The organism is Actinophytocola sp., assembly GCF_045807065.1.
Taxonomy (GTDB): Bacteria; Actinomycetota; Actinomycetes; order Mycobacteriales; family Pseudonocardiaceae; genus Actinophytocola.
Genome location: NZ_JBJMIE010000566.1, coordinates 1 through 13,386, shown reverse-complemented (window position 1 = coordinate 13,386; position 13,386 = coordinate 1). Strand labels below are relative to the sequence as shown.

15 protein-coding genes are annotated in these 13,386 nt (G+C 70.4%); 12 read left to right on the top strand and 3 right to left on the bottom strand.

Annotated features, from left to right (window positions below; all coding sequences use genetic code 11):
• Nucleotide 1 precedes the first annotated feature (1 nt).
• The 3 genes from ACJ73U_RS33230 to ACJ73U_RS33220 all read left to right on the top strand — a co-directional run bounded on the left by ACJ73U_RS33230 (nt 2) and on the right by ACJ73U_RS33220 (nt 2,761).
• Entirely contained in the window at nt 2-781 is a 780-nt protein-coding gene (locus tag ACJ73U_RS33230; protein WP_407781703.1) for an ABC transporter substrate-binding protein, read from the top strand.
• Nucleotides 782-1,280: 499 nt separating this feature from the next.
• Nucleotides 1,281-2,036 (top strand): amino acid ABC transporter permease, encoded by a 756-nt coding sequence (locus tag ACJ73U_RS33225; RefSeq protein WP_407781702.1) that lies wholly within the window; start codon nt 1,281-1,283, stop codon nt 2,034-2,036.
• Complete coding sequence (locus ACJ73U_RS33220) at nt 2,033-2,761, top strand: amino acid ABC transporter ATP-binding protein (protein WP_407781701.1); 729 nt, start codon at nt 2,033-2,035, stop codon at nt 2,759-2,761. The genes ACJ73U_RS33225 and ACJ73U_RS33220 overlap by 4 nt, the downstream gene beginning before the upstream one ends.
• 7 nt (nt 2,762-2,768) lie before the next feature.
• On the opposite strand, the gene ACJ73U_RS33215 is transcribed toward ACJ73U_RS33220, so the two are convergent.
• Nucleotides 2,769-4,397 (bottom strand): PucR family transcriptional regulator, encoded by a 1,629-nt coding sequence (locus tag ACJ73U_RS33215; RefSeq protein ID WP_407781700.1) that lies wholly within the window; start codon nt 4,395-4,397, stop codon nt 2,769-2,771.
• Between the two features lie 84 nt (nt 4,398-4,481).
• On the opposite strand from ACJ73U_RS33215, the gene ACJ73U_RS33210 reads away from it, so the two are divergent.
• The 5 genes from ACJ73U_RS33210 (at nt 4,482) to ACJ73U_RS33190 (ending at nt 10,079) form a co-directional block, all read left to right on the top strand.
• Entirely contained in the window at nt 4,482-5,777 is a 1,296-nt protein-coding gene (locus tag ACJ73U_RS33210) for an aspartate aminotransferase family protein (RefSeq protein ID WP_407781699.1), read from the top strand.
• Between the two features lie 177 nt (nt 5,778-5,954).
• Complete coding sequence (locus ACJ73U_RS33205; protein WP_407781698.1) at nt 5,955-7,451, top strand: CoA-acylating methylmalonate-semialdehyde dehydrogenase; 1,497 nt, start codon at nt 5,955-5,957, stop codon at nt 7,449-7,451.
• Nucleotides 7,452-7,595: 144 nt separating this feature from the next.
• Nucleotides 7,596-8,072 (top strand): hypothetical protein, encoded by a 477-nt coding sequence (locus tag ACJ73U_RS33200; protein ID WP_407781697.1) that lies wholly within the window; start codon nt 7,596-7,598, stop codon nt 8,070-8,072.
• A 20-nt stretch (nt 8,073-8,092) separates the two neighbouring features.
• Complete coding sequence (locus tag ACJ73U_RS33195; protein ID WP_407781696.1) at nt 8,093-9,307, top strand: hypothetical protein; 1,215 nt, start codon at nt 8,093-8,095, stop codon at nt 9,305-9,307.
• A 4-nt stretch (nt 9,308-9,311) separates the two neighbouring features.
• Nucleotides 9,312-10,079, top strand: a complete 768-nt coding sequence (locus tag ACJ73U_RS33190; RefSeq protein ID WP_407781695.1) for an ESX secretion-associated protein EspG — start codon at nt 9,312-9,314, stop codon at nt 10,077-10,079.
• Nucleotides 10,080-10,122: 43 nt separating this feature from the next.
• Here the strand turns inward: ACJ73U_RS33190 and ACJ73U_RS33185 are convergent, their stop codons facing one another.
• Nucleotides 10,123-10,896 (bottom strand): alpha/beta hydrolase family protein, encoded by a 774-nt coding sequence (locus ACJ73U_RS33185; RefSeq protein ID WP_407781694.1) that lies wholly within the window; start codon nt 10,894-10,896, stop codon nt 10,123-10,125.
• 52 nt (nt 10,897-10,948) lie between these two features.
• Here ACJ73U_RS33185 and ACJ73U_RS33180 point away from each other — a divergent pair, with 52 nt between their 5' ends.
• Nucleotides 10,949-11,317 carry a hypothetical protein gene (locus ACJ73U_RS33180; protein WP_407781693.1) on the top strand — a complete coding sequence of 123 codons (369 nt, stop codon included), beginning with the start codon at nt 10,949-10,951 and terminating at the stop codon, nt 11,315-11,317.
• Nucleotides 11,311-11,553 carry a hypothetical protein gene (locus ACJ73U_RS33175; RefSeq protein ID WP_407781692.1) on the top strand — a complete coding sequence of 81 codons (243 nt, stop codon included), beginning with the start codon at nt 11,311-11,313 and terminating at the stop codon, nt 11,551-11,553. Before ACJ73U_RS33180 ends, ACJ73U_RS33175 begins: the two co-directional genes overlap by 7 nt.
• On the opposite strand, the gene ACJ73U_RS33170 is transcribed toward ACJ73U_RS33175, so the two are convergent.
• Nucleotides 11,482-12,423, bottom strand: coding sequence for a S1C family serine protease (locus ACJ73U_RS33170; protein WP_407781691.1), 942 nt, complete (start codon nt 12,421-12,423; stop codon nt 11,482-11,484). The two genes, ACJ73U_RS33175 and ACJ73U_RS33170, sit on opposite strands and share 72 nt — an antisense overlap.
• A gap of 111 nt (nt 12,424-12,534) precedes the next feature.
• Between ACJ73U_RS33170 and ACJ73U_RS33165 the strand changes: the two genes are divergently transcribed.
• Nucleotides 12,535-12,849: an ArsR/SmtB family transcription factor gene (locus tag ACJ73U_RS33165; protein ID WP_407781690.1), complete on the top strand. Its 315-nt coding sequence runs from the start codon at nt 12,535-12,537 to the stop codon at nt 12,847-12,849.
• Entirely contained in the window at nt 12,846-13,319 is a 474-nt protein-coding gene (locus ACJ73U_RS33160; protein WP_407781689.1) for an SRPBCC family protein, read from the top strand. Before ACJ73U_RS33165 ends, ACJ73U_RS33160 begins: the two co-directional genes overlap by 4 nt.
• Nucleotides 13,320-13,386 lie beyond the last annotated feature (67 nt).

Sequence of the window (13,386 nt, the reverse complement as noted above, 5' to 3'; positions counted from 1 at the left end):
CATGATGAAACGCCTGGTCGCGGCCGTGACCGCGCTGGTGACGGCCGCGTCGCTCGCGGCGTGCGGGAGCGACGCCGAAAACAGTGACACCCTGACCGTCGGCACGCTGAGCGACTCGAAACCCAACGCCTACCAGGAGAACGGCGTTTTCACCGGCTTCGACAACGAGCTGCTGAAGGCGATCGCCGCCAAGCAGGGCCTGAAGCTGCAGTTCGTGGCCACCGACTTCTCCGCGCTGCTGGGCCAGGTCGCCAACGGCAAGTTCGACATCGGCAGCTCGGCCATCTCCCAGACCGAGGAGCGCAAGAAGACCGTCGCCTTCTCCGACCCGTACAACTACCAGTCCCTCGGCATCGAGGCAGCGGAGGGCTCCCCGGTGAAGGACGAGAAGACACTCGGGGGCAACCGGATCGGGGTGGTCCAGGGCACGGTTTCGGACACCTGGGTCGCGGAGCACGCGCCGACCGCGCAGCTGGTCCGCTTCCCGAACGACGCCGCCGCCCTGTCGGGTTTGAAGACCAAGGCGGTCGACGGCGCGGTGTTCGACCTCGCGACGGCGGACACCTACGCCAAGGAGAACGCGGACTCGAAGTTGAAGGTCGTGTACTCCGTCACTACTGATCTGCCGCACGGGTATGCCTTCAAGAAGGGCAACACGGCGCTGGTCGACAAGATCAACGCCGGGTTGAAGCAGGTGATCGAGGACGGGACCTGGGAGAAGTTGCACAAGCGGTTTGAGCCCAATGCGCCTACGCCGCCTGAGTTTGCTGCGAAGTCTTGAGTTGGTTGGTTGGGTTGGTCGTCTGGGCCGGGGGTGGGGCCGGGGGGCCCGGGGGGTGGGGCTGGGTTGGGGAGGGGGAGGGTTTTGTAGGGCCGGTTGTGGTGAGGCGTGGTGGGGCTGGGTTGGGGAGGGGGAGGGTTTTGCAGGGCCGGTTGTGGTGGGTAGGTGGGAGGCCTGGTTGGGGAGGAGGGCGGTTGGTTAGTGCCGGTTGTGGTCAGCCGTGGGGGGGTTGGGGAGGGGGAGGGTTTGCAGAGCCGGTTGTGGTGAGTGTTGGGAGGCCTGGTTGGGGAGGGGCGAGTTGGTCAGGGTCGGTTGTGGTCGGTGTTGGGAGGGTGGGTTGGGGAGTGAGGTGATTTGGCGAGAGGCGGTAGCGGTGAGTGGTGGCGGGATTCGTCTTGAGAGGTGTTTGTCGCCACCTTGTTGGGCTTGTGTTGTCACGCACTATTGTTCGAGCAGTTCCTCCACTTCAGCCTTGCGGCCATCCTGAATCGACTACCACATGGACCAGTTTCTCGATACGTTCCTCAACTGGGACTACATCTGGCAGGTCTTTCCCGACCTGTTGAAGACCGGGTTGCTGAACACGCTCATCCTTGCCGGGGCGTCGGCGGTCATCGGGACTGTGCTTGGCATGGTTCTTGCGGTGATGGGGTTGTCGACCAAGCGTTGGTTGCGTTGGCCGGCTCGGGTCTACACCGACATCTTTCGCGGCTTGCCGGTCATTCTGACGATCCTCGTGATCGGGCAGGGGCTGGGGACGATCGCTCGGGACGTTGTTGGCACCAACCCGTATCCGTTGGGGATTCTGGCGTTGTCGTTGATCGCCGCCGCGTATATTGGGGAGATCTTTCGGGCTGGTATCCAGAGTGTCGAGAAGGGGCAGTTGGAGGCCAGTCGTGCCCTGGGCATGACCTACAGCAGTGCCATGCTGCGGGTGGTCATCCCCCAGGGGGTGCGGCGGGTGTTGCCCGCGCTGGTCAACCAGTTCATCTCGCTCGTCAAGGACTCCAGTCTCGTCTACTTCCTCGGGTTCCTCGCCTCGCAGCGCGAGCTGTTCCGCATCGGGCAGGATCTCGCGGCCAACACCGGCAACCTGTCGCCGCTCGTGGCGGCCGGGTTCGTCTATCTCGTGATCACGGTGCCCCTGACGCATCTGGTCAACTACATCGACAAGCGACTGAGGGTGGGGAAGAAGGTGGCCGAGTCCCCGGAGGAGGACCTCGATCTGGTGACGTCGGGGACGGTGCGGTCATGAGCTCGTCCAGCGTCGAACTGCGGGACATCCACGTCTCCTTCGGCACGTTGGAAGTCCTGCGCGGGGTCACACTCACCGTCGAGCAGGGCAGGACCGCGTGCATCATCGGGCCGTCCGGGTCCGGTAAGTCGACTCTCCTGCGGGTCGCCAACCGGCTGCAGGAACCCGACTCCGGGCAGATCCTGCTCGCGGGCCAGGACGTCACCAGGACCGACCCCGACCAGCTGCGCCAGCGGGTCGGCATGGTCTTCCAGCACTTCAACCTGTTTCCGCACCGCACCGTGCTGGACAACATCGTGTTGCCGCTGCGCAACGTCCGCAAGCTCTCCCGGGAGGACGCCGCCGAGGTGGCGCGCCAGCGCCTGGCCGAGGTCGGGCTCGCGGACAAGGCCCCCTACCGGCCGGCCGCTCTGTCCGGCGGGCAGCAGCAACGCGTGGCGATCGCGCGTGCGCTGGCCATGGAGCCGGAGGTCATGCTCTTCGACGAGGCCACCAGTGCCCTCGACCCCGAGCTGGTGAAGGGCGTGCTCGAGCTGATGGCCGGGCTCGCCGACCGCGGGCTCACCCTCCTGGTGGTCACCCATGAGATGGGCTTCGCCAAGAAGGTCGCGGACAAGGTCGCCTTCATGGACCGCGGTGTCATCGTCGAGGAGGGGCCGCCGGACGCCCTGTTCGGCAGCCCCGAGTCACCGCGGCTCAAGCAGTTCCTCGCCCAGGTGCTCTGAAGCGTGCTCAGTCGTTGATCTCGCGCACGAGCAGCGCGACGTACAGCGACAGCACGGACTCCGGGTCGTCCAGGGACACGCCCAGCACCTGCTCCACGCGCGCCAGCTGCTGGTAGTACGCCGTGCGCGACATGTGCGCGGCCGCCGCCGCCGCCGACTTGTTGCCGCCGTGCTCGCAGAAGTTCCGCAACGCCTCGATCAGGCGGCCGGCCTGCGCGGCGTCGCGTGCCAACAGCGGGCCCAGCTCCCGCGCGGCGAACGCCGTCACCCGGTCGTCGTCCGCGAGCAGGTGGAGCAGGCCGCGCAGCCGCACGTCATCGAGGCGGTGGTACTGGCGGCCGTCCGGGGAACGCAACGCCGCCTTGGCCACGTGCGCCGCCTCGACCATGGTGCGGCGGGCGTCCGAGACCGCATCGACGGTGGTACCCACCGCGACGATGACCGGCAACGCCTTGGGTGCGCTCGCCGCCGCCTGGTGGATCTCCTTCGACAGGCGGCCCAGCACGGCATCGGCGTCCGCCTGCGGGGTCAGCGGCAGCAGTGCCCGCACACTGATGTCGTCCACCACCCCCACCAGTGCCGCCACCCGCGCCCGGCGGGCCGCCAGCGCCGTGGCCTCCGCCAGGTCCCGCAGCACCTCCTGGGTCGCCATGGTCGGCCAGCTCGCCGTCGCGGTCTGCGTCGTCATCGACGGGCGGACCGACACGCCCAGCAGCTGGCGTCGCTGCAGCGGCACCCCCAGTGCGCTCGCCCGCGCCGCGAGGTCGACCGCGGTCGTCGTCGAGCCGAGCAGCTCGGTCAGCAGCGTTCGGTGCGCGTGCCGCTCCAGCCCCTCACGGTCGCGTGCCACCAGCCGGTGCACCGCGAGTGCCGACGCCGCCCGCTCCGCGATCACCACCTGCCGGTGCTGCGGCTCGGACGGGCAGACCAGCACCAGCCGGCCCCAGTCGTTGCCGCGGGCGCCGACGACCGTGACCAGCCAGCCGGCCTGTTCGTGATAGCTCGTCCGGGCGTCGACGGTCACGGCTCGTGACCTGGTGGCCCAGTCCGCGACCAGCTCGCGCGGGTCGGTGCCGGCGGCGTCGTAGGCGAGCACGTCGTGGCCGAGGGTCTCCAGCACCACCGGCAGGCCCGACGCCCTGGCCACCTCGCGCAGCACCTCCGCGGGCTCCGCGCCCGCGACCGTCAGCGCGGTGAACGTCTCGTGCACCCGCTCCGCCGCCCGCAGCTCGGCCACCTGCGCCGCCACGATCAGACCGACGACCGCCTCCGTCACGGCCACGAACCGGGTTTCCCTCGACAGGGTGATCAGTGGCAGATCGTGATCGTCCGCCGCCTCCATCAACGCGTCCGGCAGCTCGCGGTGCCAGTGCCGGACCAGCTCGACGACCACGCCGACCACGCCCACCGCGGCCAGCTCCGCGACGTACCTCCGCAGCGCGTCGGCGTCGTCCGGCAGCGCGATGCCGGTGGTCAGCACCAGCTCGCCGCCGCCGAGCAGGGGCGCGATGTCCGCGATCTCGGCGATGTGCACCCAGCGGACCCGCCGGTCGAGGCCGCCGGCGCCCGCGACCACGGTCGCGAACCCCTCCCGGATCACCGGCAGGGTCAGCACGTCGGCGACGGTCGGGTACACGCACGCAGACTGTACGGGGCTGGGGCGGTCCGCGACACACACTGTCCATGGCGCGGCGGGAGGCGCCTGGGCAGACTTCAGAACATGGAGCGTCTCATCGACCGCCACCGCGCCGTCCTCCCGAACTGGCTCGCGCTCTACTACGCCGACCCGATCGAAATCGTGCACGCGAGCGGGCGGCGGGTGACCGACGCGAACGGCAGGACCTACCTCGACTTCTTCGCCGGCATCCTCACCAACGCGCTCGGTTACGACGTGCCCGAGGTCAGCGACGCGGTCCGCAAGCAGCTGGACACCGGCATCCTGCACACGTCGACGCTGTACCTGATCCGCAGCCAGGTCGAGCTGGCCGAGGAGATCGCGCGGCTGTCGGGCATCCCGGACGCGAAGGTGTTCTTCACAAACTCCGGCACCGAGGCCAACGAGACCGCGCTCATGCTGGCCACGCAGTACCGGCGCAGCAACCAGGTGCTCGCGCTGCGCAACTCCTACCACGGCCGGGCGTTCGCGACCGTCGGCATCACCGGCAACCGCGGCTGGTCGGCATCCGCACTCTCACCCGTTCGTGTGTCCTATGTGCACGGTGGGTATCCGTACCGGAGCCCGTTCCGCGACCTGCCGGACGACGAGTACATCGCCGCGTGCGTCGCGGACCTCCGCGATGTGTTGCAGACGGCCACTTCCGGCGACGTCGCGTGCATGATCGCGGAGCCGATCCAGGGCGTCGGCGGGTTCACCACGCCACCGGACGGGTTGTACGGCGCGTTCGCGGAAGTCCTTGCCGAGCACGGCATCCTGTTCATCTCGGACGAGGTGCAGACGGGCTGGGGGCGGACGGGCACGCACTTCTGGGGCATCCAGGCCCACGGCGTGGTGCCGGACATGATGACCTTCGCGAAGGGCCTGGGGAACGGCCTGGCCATCGGCGGCGTCGTCGCCCGCGGCGAGATCATGGACTGCCTCACCGCCAACTCGATCTCCACTTTCGGGGGTAACCCGGTCGCGACGGTCGGTGCACACGCCGTGCTCGACTACGTGCGGGACCACGACCTGCAGGGCAACGCGCTGCGACTCGGCACCCGGCTGCTGTCGGGGCTGCGTGATATCTCTTCGCGGTACCCGGTGGTGGGCGACGTTCGTGGGAAGGGGTTGATGGTCGGGCTGGAGCTGGTGGAGCCGGGCGGCATGACGCCGTCACCGCCCGCGGCGACCCGCGTGCTGGAGGAGACCCGCGCGCGTGGGTTGCTGGTGGGCAAGGGGGGCCTCCACAACAACGTCATCAGGCTGGCGCCCCCGATGACGCTGACGAGCGAGGAACTGGAGGAGGCGCTACGAATCCTCGGCGAGGCGATCGCCGCGGCTTCGGAAGGAGATGGCTGATGATCGCGCCGGCCGGATCCGACGGTGGGCGGTGGGGGTTGAGGTTGGGGGGGTGTTTGGGCGGGTGTGGGAAGGGAGCCGTTTGATGGCGGCGTGGAGCGGTCATGGGCACGGTGGCGAGTGGGCGTGGCGCGGTGTCAGTGTGTTGCCGGGCAGGAAAACCGAAAGGAGCCGCTGATGGTTGCGCGGATCAGTCACCGGATCGACGGCAAGCCGTGGGCCGGGGTCGCGGAGCGGGCCGGTGACGTGTTCGATCCCGCCACGGGGGAGGTCACCGGGCGGGTGGACTTCGCGGCGTCGGGTGAGGTTGACGAGGCGGTGTCGGCCGCGGCGCGGGCGTTCCAGAGCTGGCGGAACACCTCCCTCGCGGCGCGGGCGCGGATTCTCTTCGCCTTCCGGCAGTTGCTCGACGAGCATCGGGCCGACCTGGCCGCCATCGTCACCGCCGAGCACGGGAAGGTGCTCGACGACGCCGCAGGCGAGGTTGGGCGCGCGATCGAGAACGTCGAGTTCGCCTGCGGCATTCCCGCCCTGCTCAAGGGGGGCTTCAGCGAGAACGCCTCGACGCGGGTGGATGTCTACTCCATCCGCCAGCCGCTCGGTGTGGTCGGGGTGATCTCGCCGTTCAACTTCCCGGCGATGGTGCCGCTGTGGTTCGTGCCCAACGCGATCGCCTGCGGTAACACGGTCGTGCTCAAACCGTCCGAGAAGGATCCCTCCGCCGCCAACTTCATCGCGGACCTCTGGGCCCGCGCGGGCCTGCCGGACGGCGTCCTCAACGTCCTGCACGGGGACAAGGTGGCCGTCGACGGGCTCCTCCAGCACCCGGGCGTCAGGGGGATCTCGTTCGTCGGGTCGACGCCGGTCGCGCGGTACGTCTACGAGACCGGCACCCGCAACGGCAAGCGTGTCCAGGCGCTCGGCGGGGCCAAGAACCACATGGTCGTCCTGCCGGACGCCGACCTCGACCTGGCCGCCGACGCCGCCGTGTCCGCCGGCTTCGGGAGTGCGGGCGAACGGTGCATGGCCATCTCGGCCGTCGTGGCCGTCGGTCCGGTCGGTGACGAGCTGGTCGAGCGGATAAGAACCCGGATGGCGAAGCTGCGTGTCGGCGACGGCCGCCGGCCCGGGTGCGAGATGGGGCCGCTCGTTACCGCCGCCCACCGCGACCGGGTGACGTCCTACCTGGACGCCGGCGTCGACGAGGGCGCGACGCTGGCGGTCGACGGCCGCGAGCACGACATCGACGGCGAGCCCACCGGCTTCTGGCTGGGCCCGACGCTGTTCGACCACGTGCGGCCCGACATGTCGATCTACCGGGACGAGATCTTCGGGCCGGTGCTGTCGGTGGTCCGCGCGGAGACCTACGAGCAGGCGGTCGGCCTCGTCAACGACAACCCGTACGGCAACGGCACCGCGATCTTCACCAACGACGGCGGCGCGGCCAGGCGGTTCCAGAACGAGATCGAGGTCGGCATGGTCGGCGTCAACGTGCCCATTCCGGTCCCGGTGGGCTACTACTCGTTCGGCGGCTGGAAGGACTCGCTGTTCGGCGACACGCACGCGTACGGCCCGGACGGTCTCCACTTCTACACCAGGACCAAGGTGGTCACGTCCCGCTGGCTCGACCCGTCACACGGAGGAGTGAACCTGGGCTTCCCCCGCAACGAATGACCTCCGTCCGTCTCCACGCGACGCTCGCCAGTGGGAACCGGGGGCGCGCCCGGTTCGTCGTAGTGCCCGGAGGTAGCGCCTGGTCACCGGCGGTAAGCTGCACGAGCGGGCATGGGGTGAGAGTGGACAAGGGGTGTGGTGGGCGTGCCTGACGGTACGAACGCTCAGAACACGGGAACCGGCGACCCGGGAACACCGGCCGACCAGGTCGACGAGGAGATCGCCCGGGAGAACGTGCTCGGGTGGTGGCGTTCGCTGTTCGGCCTCGGCGGGGACCAGCCGTACGAGGCGGGCGGCGGCGGCACCGGTGGCCAGTTCATGTTCGCGAGCCTCGACGACCTGAACGGCGTGATCAAGAAGTGGGAGGACGAGCGCGACAGCATCAGGGACGACCGCGACGCGATCGCCGACGCCTACTACGCGATCAAGGACCCGGCGGGCGACCCGATGAGCCGGGGGCAGGCGAGTGCGTCGCGGGACTCGCTGGCCAACATGTGGAACCACAGCAACGCGATGTTGAACTACGCCAACAACTACATCGAGAAGCTGAAGGCCAGCCACGCGCAGATCTCGGCCATGGAAGACGGCGCGCACGCCCGCATGCGCAGCATCCAGGTGTGACGGGCTGAGGGAGCATCGGGATGACGAACATGTGGTCCAACGGCATGAACGGTTCGGACATCTACCACAACTTCCGCGGCGGTACGGGTGACGACGCCAGGGGACTGGTGGTGGCCGGCGCCAAGGTGACGACGGTGACCAAGCGGTACGAGGTCCGCACCAAGTCGATCACCCAGCTGACCACGAAGATGGAGAGCGCCTGGCAGGGCGACGCGGCGGGGGCCGCGCAGCGCGGCGCCGGGCCGCTCGCGGTCGAGCACGGGCTGGCCCAGCCCAACATGGCCATCGCGCACAAGACCCTGACCGACCAGGTCACGGCGTTCAACTCGGCGAAGACGCAGGTCACGGAGATACCGCCGGCGCCGGAGAAGCCAGGCATGTGGGACAACCTCACGAGCCTCGGCGGCGCGGGGCGCAACTACGAGCACAAGATGAACCAGGTGAACACGGCCAACGACCACAACGTGGCCGTGATGGAGCAGTACGAGACCACCACCAGCTCCAACACCTCGGCGATGCCGACCACCTACGGCCGGATCACCGACGACTACGCCGCGGTCGGTGTGGACCGGCCGTCGCCGCCACCCCCGAGCCAGCCGTTCAACCCGGCCGTGCCGAGCACCAGCACGACCAGCGGCCAGAGCACTGGCGGCACCAACCGCGGCACTGGCTCCACCGGCAACAACTCGACGAACCAGGGCAGGCAGAACCCACCCGGCAGCACGCAGCGGCCGCCGGGCAGCACCCCGACCACCCCGAGCAACAACCGCCCGCCGGTGGGCCTCCCACCACGCACCACCCTGCCGACCGGCCAGAACCCCGGTCAGGGCGGCGGCAACAACCCGGCCCTGCCGGGCATGCTCCCGCCGGCCGGCTTCGGTCCCGGAGGCGGCGGTCCCGGTGGTGCTCCCCGCGCCGGCGGCGGGTTCGGTCCCCGCGGCAGCGGTGGTTTCGGCCCGGGCGGTGGCAGCGGGAGTACCGGTGGCCCCGGCTCCGGTCGCGGTGGCTTCGGTCCCGGTGCCGGCAACGCGGCCGCGGCGGCCGAGGGCGCGGCCGCACGTGGTGCCGCGGGGAGCCGCGGCACGGGTGGCATGGGCGGAATGCACGGCGGCGGCAAGCGCGGCGAGGGTGAGGAGGACACCGAGCACGAGCGGCCGACGTTCCTCGTCGAGCCGGACCCGCACGACACGTTCGGCACCGACGAGGTCACCGCGCCGCCGGTGATCGGCGAGTAGGCACATGCTCCAGAAGCCGCTGAAGCTGCACGTCGAAGCGCTGGCCCGGCTGGTGCGGATGGGGAACCTCGGCGAACTGCACGTCACGCTCAAGCCGCAGGCCGTCTGGCGGCCCAGGGCCGACCAGGACCTGCTGGAGATCGAGGCCCGCAAGGAGTTCATGCGGCTCGGGCTGCTGGACAACCGGGGCCGGGTCGACGTGGAGGTCGCCGCCGCGCTGGCCGTGCTGACCCGCGCGGGCGCCGAGTTCTACGGCTGGATCAACATCGGCGACGAGACCAAGGGCGTGCTGTCGGCCGCGATCGGTCGCGAGGCGATCCTGGCCGTGCGCAGGGGCGCGGAGGTGACCGTCACCCAGGTCCGGCCGGAGAACCTGCCGATGGCGCTGGTCAACCAGACCGCGGACGTGCCGCCGTCGCGTGGGGAGGCCGTGAACGTCCTGCGGTCGGAGGTGCTCGCGTCGGCAGGCGGCCGCCAGCGCACCGCGGCCGGTGTCGGCACGCGCCCGGCGCCGCCGGAGGTCCGGATCGTGCAGCAGATCATGTCCCAGCCGACGACCGGGGGCGGCGAGCTGTACGTGGCGGTCCGCGACCGGATGGGCCGCCGCAAGGCCGTGCAGGACCCGCTGCGCTACGCCGACACCGCGAACGGCCGCTGGCTGAACTACTCGACGACCACCGGTGACGGCGACGAGCGTGTGCTGGTCGCGCCGGCCACCCGCGCCGACCTGGCGGCCCGCCTGCAGGAGATGCACCGCACCCTCACCCGCTGAGCCCGGCCTGATGCCCTGGGGGCGCACCCTCAGGGCATCAGGGTCAGCGCAGGTGGCGGGTGAACCAGCCGGTCAGGGCGTCGTCCACCTGCTTCGCCAGCGGAAGTTGGGGCGCGGGCGCCAGGCCCGGTTCGTCGGCGAGCGGGTGGGCGAGGCCCGGCACGGTCAGCAGCTCCGCGTGCGGTGCGGCGTCGGCGAGCGCGGCCGCGTCCACGCGGAACGGCGGGTCGTCCTGCTCCCCGCTGACCACCAGCAGCGGCACCCGCAGCTCCCCGGCCCGCTTGACGAAGTCCAGCTCGTCGGCGAGCGCGTTCGTGTCCGCGTCCCACGGGTAGGTCCCGCCGGTGACCATGTCGACCAGCGACCGGGGGCGGATGCAGGCGTTCACCAGTGCGGCCGCGGTCACCGGCACGCCGCTCGTGAGCACCCGCAGCGCGACGAGCCCGCCGAGGGATCCGCCGACGATGCCGAGCGGTCCGTCACCGATCGGCAGCTCCGCCCGCAGTGCGGTCAGCGCCGCCGGGAACTCCTCGGCGGCCTGCCGGGAGAACCCGTCGGCGAACTCGCGGAGCGGATCGCGCCGCGCCAGCGCCATGACGGCGTCCATCGACCCGTCGACCATGCGGTCGCCGCACATCGGCAGGCCGAGGTGCACCCGCCACGCCGCCACGCCGTTCATGGGCAGTGCGGCGGCGAAGGCCGCGTTCGTGCGTGGTGCGTCGAGCATGTGCCACGTCAGCACGAGCGGCGCCGGTCCGCCGTGCTCGGGAGGTAGGGCGGTGTACGGCACCCCGGCCGCGACTCCGTCGATCGTCATGGGCACACGCTAGAACGCACGGGCCCGAACGTCAGCCGTTACCGTGACCTCCATGGAGACCATCGCGCTCGTCCTGGTGATCGCCGGTCTTGCCGTGCTCGGCGTGGCGGTCGTGGCGTTGGGGAAGCTGCGCAGGGAGCTCGCGGACACCGAGGCGGAGGCGACCGAGCTGGCCGAGCGGATGGACGCGCTGCCGCCCGAGCTGGCGAACGGCCTCGGCACCGGCGCGCGGCACGTCATCACCGTGGAGCTGCTCAACCTGTTCGAGCTGGCGCATCGGGAGAACGCGCTGACCCGTCCGCTCACGGCCCTGACGCCGCGGCTCCTCCGCGACGTCGTGCACCGCAAGCTCATCGGCCGGGTGCGGGAGTCGCTGGCCGCGTCCGGGGTGCGGGCGGACGTGCGGTTGCACCGGTGGTAGCCCAGCTGGTCGTCGTCGCGGCGACCGTCCTGCTGCTGGCGGCCGCCGCGTTGCTGTGGGAGATCACCGCGACCCGCAGGAAGCTGCGCCGGGCCCGGTGGCTGCTCACCCGCGCGTCCATGGCGATGGGCGAGGCGCGGCGGGCGAGCGTCACGGTGGGTGGCCTACAGCTTGTCGATCACCTGCTGGGCCTGGTTGCTCGGGATGGCAAACCCGATCCCGACGCTGCCCGCTGACCCGTCCGCTCCGGTCACGGGCGAGTACATCGCCGAGTTGATGCCGATGACCTGGCCCGCGCTGTTGAACAGCGGGCCGCCGGAGTTGCCCTGGTTGATCGAGGCGTCGGTCTGGATGGCCTGGTAGGTCGTGGTGCCGCCGCCGTTCTGGGCCTGCTCACCGAACGGGAACCCCTGCTGCTGCTGGTCCTCGGAGTCGGACACGGTGACCTTGCGGTCCAGTGCGCTCACGATGCCGGTCGTGACGGTGCCCTGCAGGCCGCCGGGCGAGCCGATGGCGATGACCTCGTCGCCGACCTTCACGTCGTCGGAGTTGCCGAACGTCGCCGCGGTCAGGCCGCTCACCCCCTGCGCCTGGATCACCGCCAGGTCGCTGGCCGAGTCGGTGCCGAGGACCGTCGCGTCGACCGTGCGGCCGTCCGACAGCGTCACGGTCACCTTCTCGGCACCCGAGACGACGTGGTTGTTCGTCAGGATCTTGCCGTCGGAGCCGATGATCACGCCGGAGCCGATGCCCTCGCCGTTCGCGAGCTGGACGTTGACCTGCACGACACTGGGCAGCACCTTCGCGACGACGGCGGAGACGTCGATGCCCTCGGTGCCGGTGGACGAGGACGTCGTGGTGGCGGTCGTGGTAGCCGCGACCGGCTGGCTGGCGCCGTCGCTGCCGATGAACGCGCCGACAGTGCCGCCGACCCCGCCGGCGACCAGCGCGGCGGCCGCGACGGCGGCGACGGTCCCACGCCGGAAGCGGCGCGGCGGTTTCTGTCCGGGCGCCTGCGCGGCCGGATGCTGCGGCGGCACCGGTGGCGGCGGGTACGGGTTGCCGGGGTAGGTCCACGGGGGCGGTGTCTGCACGTTCTGTGTCATGCCACCAACGGTGCGCTCGCGCCATGAGAGAACCCTGTGAGCCCGCACAGGACTGGCAAAGAGTTCCAGTGGGCTTGACTGAGAAGATGAGTAAGTTGTAACTTACCGTTCGTGCCGACTTACCAACTGGACGCGCTCGGCGCTCTGGGTGACCCGACCCGCCGCGCCATCTTCGAACTGCTCGCGACCCGACCGCGGGCGGTCGGTGAGCTGGCGAAGGAGCTTCCGGTGAGCCGGCCGGCGGTGTCGCAGCACCTCAAGGTGCTCAAGGAGGTGGCGCTCGTGACCGACAGTGCCGAGGGCACCCGCCGGCTCTACCGAGTCGACCCGCGCGGGGTGCGGGCCCTGCGCGCCTATCTGGACCAGTTGTGGGACAACGCGCTGGCCGCGTTCGCCGCGGCAGTCGAGCAGGAGGAAGAGGAATGAGTACTGACACGGACGCCCTGACCGTCACCAAGTCGATCACCGTCAACGCGGGCCGCGAGCGCGCGTTCGCCGTGTTCACCGAGAAGTTCTCCACCTGGTGGCCCAAGAGCCACCACATCGGCAAGGCCGAGCTGGCCGACGCGGTCATCGAACCGGCCGCGGGCGGCCGGTGGTACGAGCGCGGCACCGACGGCAGCGAGTGCGACTGGGGCGTGGTCCTCGCCTACGACCCACCCGAGCGGGTCGTGCTGTCCTGGCACCTGCAGGGCGACTGGAGCTACGACCCCGACCCGGCGAAGGCCAGCGAGGTCGAGGTCGTGTTCACGGAGGAGGCCGACGGCCGCACGAGGGTCGTGCTGACCCACCGGCACCTCGATCGCCACGACGACCAGGAGGCCGTGCGCGGGGGCGTCGACGCGCCCGGTGGCTGGGGCGGCATCCTCGCCGACTACGCGGCGGCGTGCGGCTGAAATAGGGTGCGGGGGTGACCAACGACGACACCTCCTTCCTGCGACTGCAGGCCAGGACCCAACGGTT

Bases quoted from the DNA above. Each gene is read 5' to 3' on its own strand.
- ACJ73U_RS33230 (WP_407781703.1), top strand. From the start codon at position 2: ATGATGAAACGCCTGGTCGCGGCCGTGACCGCGCTGGTGACGGCCGCG.
- ACJ73U_RS33225 (WP_407781702.1), top strand. From the start codon at position 1,281: ATGGACCAGTTTCTCGATACGTTCCTCAACTGGGACTACATCTGGCAG.
- ACJ73U_RS33220 (WP_407781701.1), top strand. From the start codon at position 2,033: ATGAGCTCGTCCAGCGTCGAACTGCGGGACATCCACGTCTCCTTCGGC.
- ACJ73U_RS33210 (WP_407781699.1), top strand. From the start codon at position 4,482: ATGGAGCGTCTCATCGACCGCCACCGCGCCGTCCTCCCGAACTGGCTC.
- ACJ73U_RS33205 (WP_407781698.1), top strand. From the start codon at position 5,955: ATGGTTGCGCGGATCAGTCACCGGATCGACGGCAAGCCGTGGGCCGGG.
- ACJ73U_RS33195 (WP_407781696.1), top strand. From the start codon at position 8,093: ATGACGAACATGTGGTCCAACGGCATGAACGGTTCGGACATCTACCAC.
- ACJ73U_RS33190 (WP_407781695.1), top strand. From the start codon at position 9,312: ATGCTCCAGAAGCCGCTGAAGCTGCACGTCGAAGCGCTGGCCCGGCTG.
- ACJ73U_RS33185 (WP_407781694.1), bottom strand. From the start codon at position 10,896: ATGACGATCGACGGAGTCGCGGCCGGGGTGCCGTACACCGCCCTACCT.
- ACJ73U_RS33180 (WP_407781693.1), top strand. From the start codon at position 10,949: ATGGAGACCATCGCGCTCGTCCTGGTGATCGCCGGTCTTGCCGTGCTC.
- ACJ73U_RS33170 (WP_407781691.1), bottom strand. From the start codon at position 12,423: ATGACACAGAACGTGCAGACACCGCCCCCGTGGACCTACCCCGGCAAC.
- ACJ73U_RS33160 (WP_407781689.1), top strand. From the start codon at position 12,846: ATGAGTACTGACACGGACGCCCTGACCGTCACCAAGTCGATCACCGTC.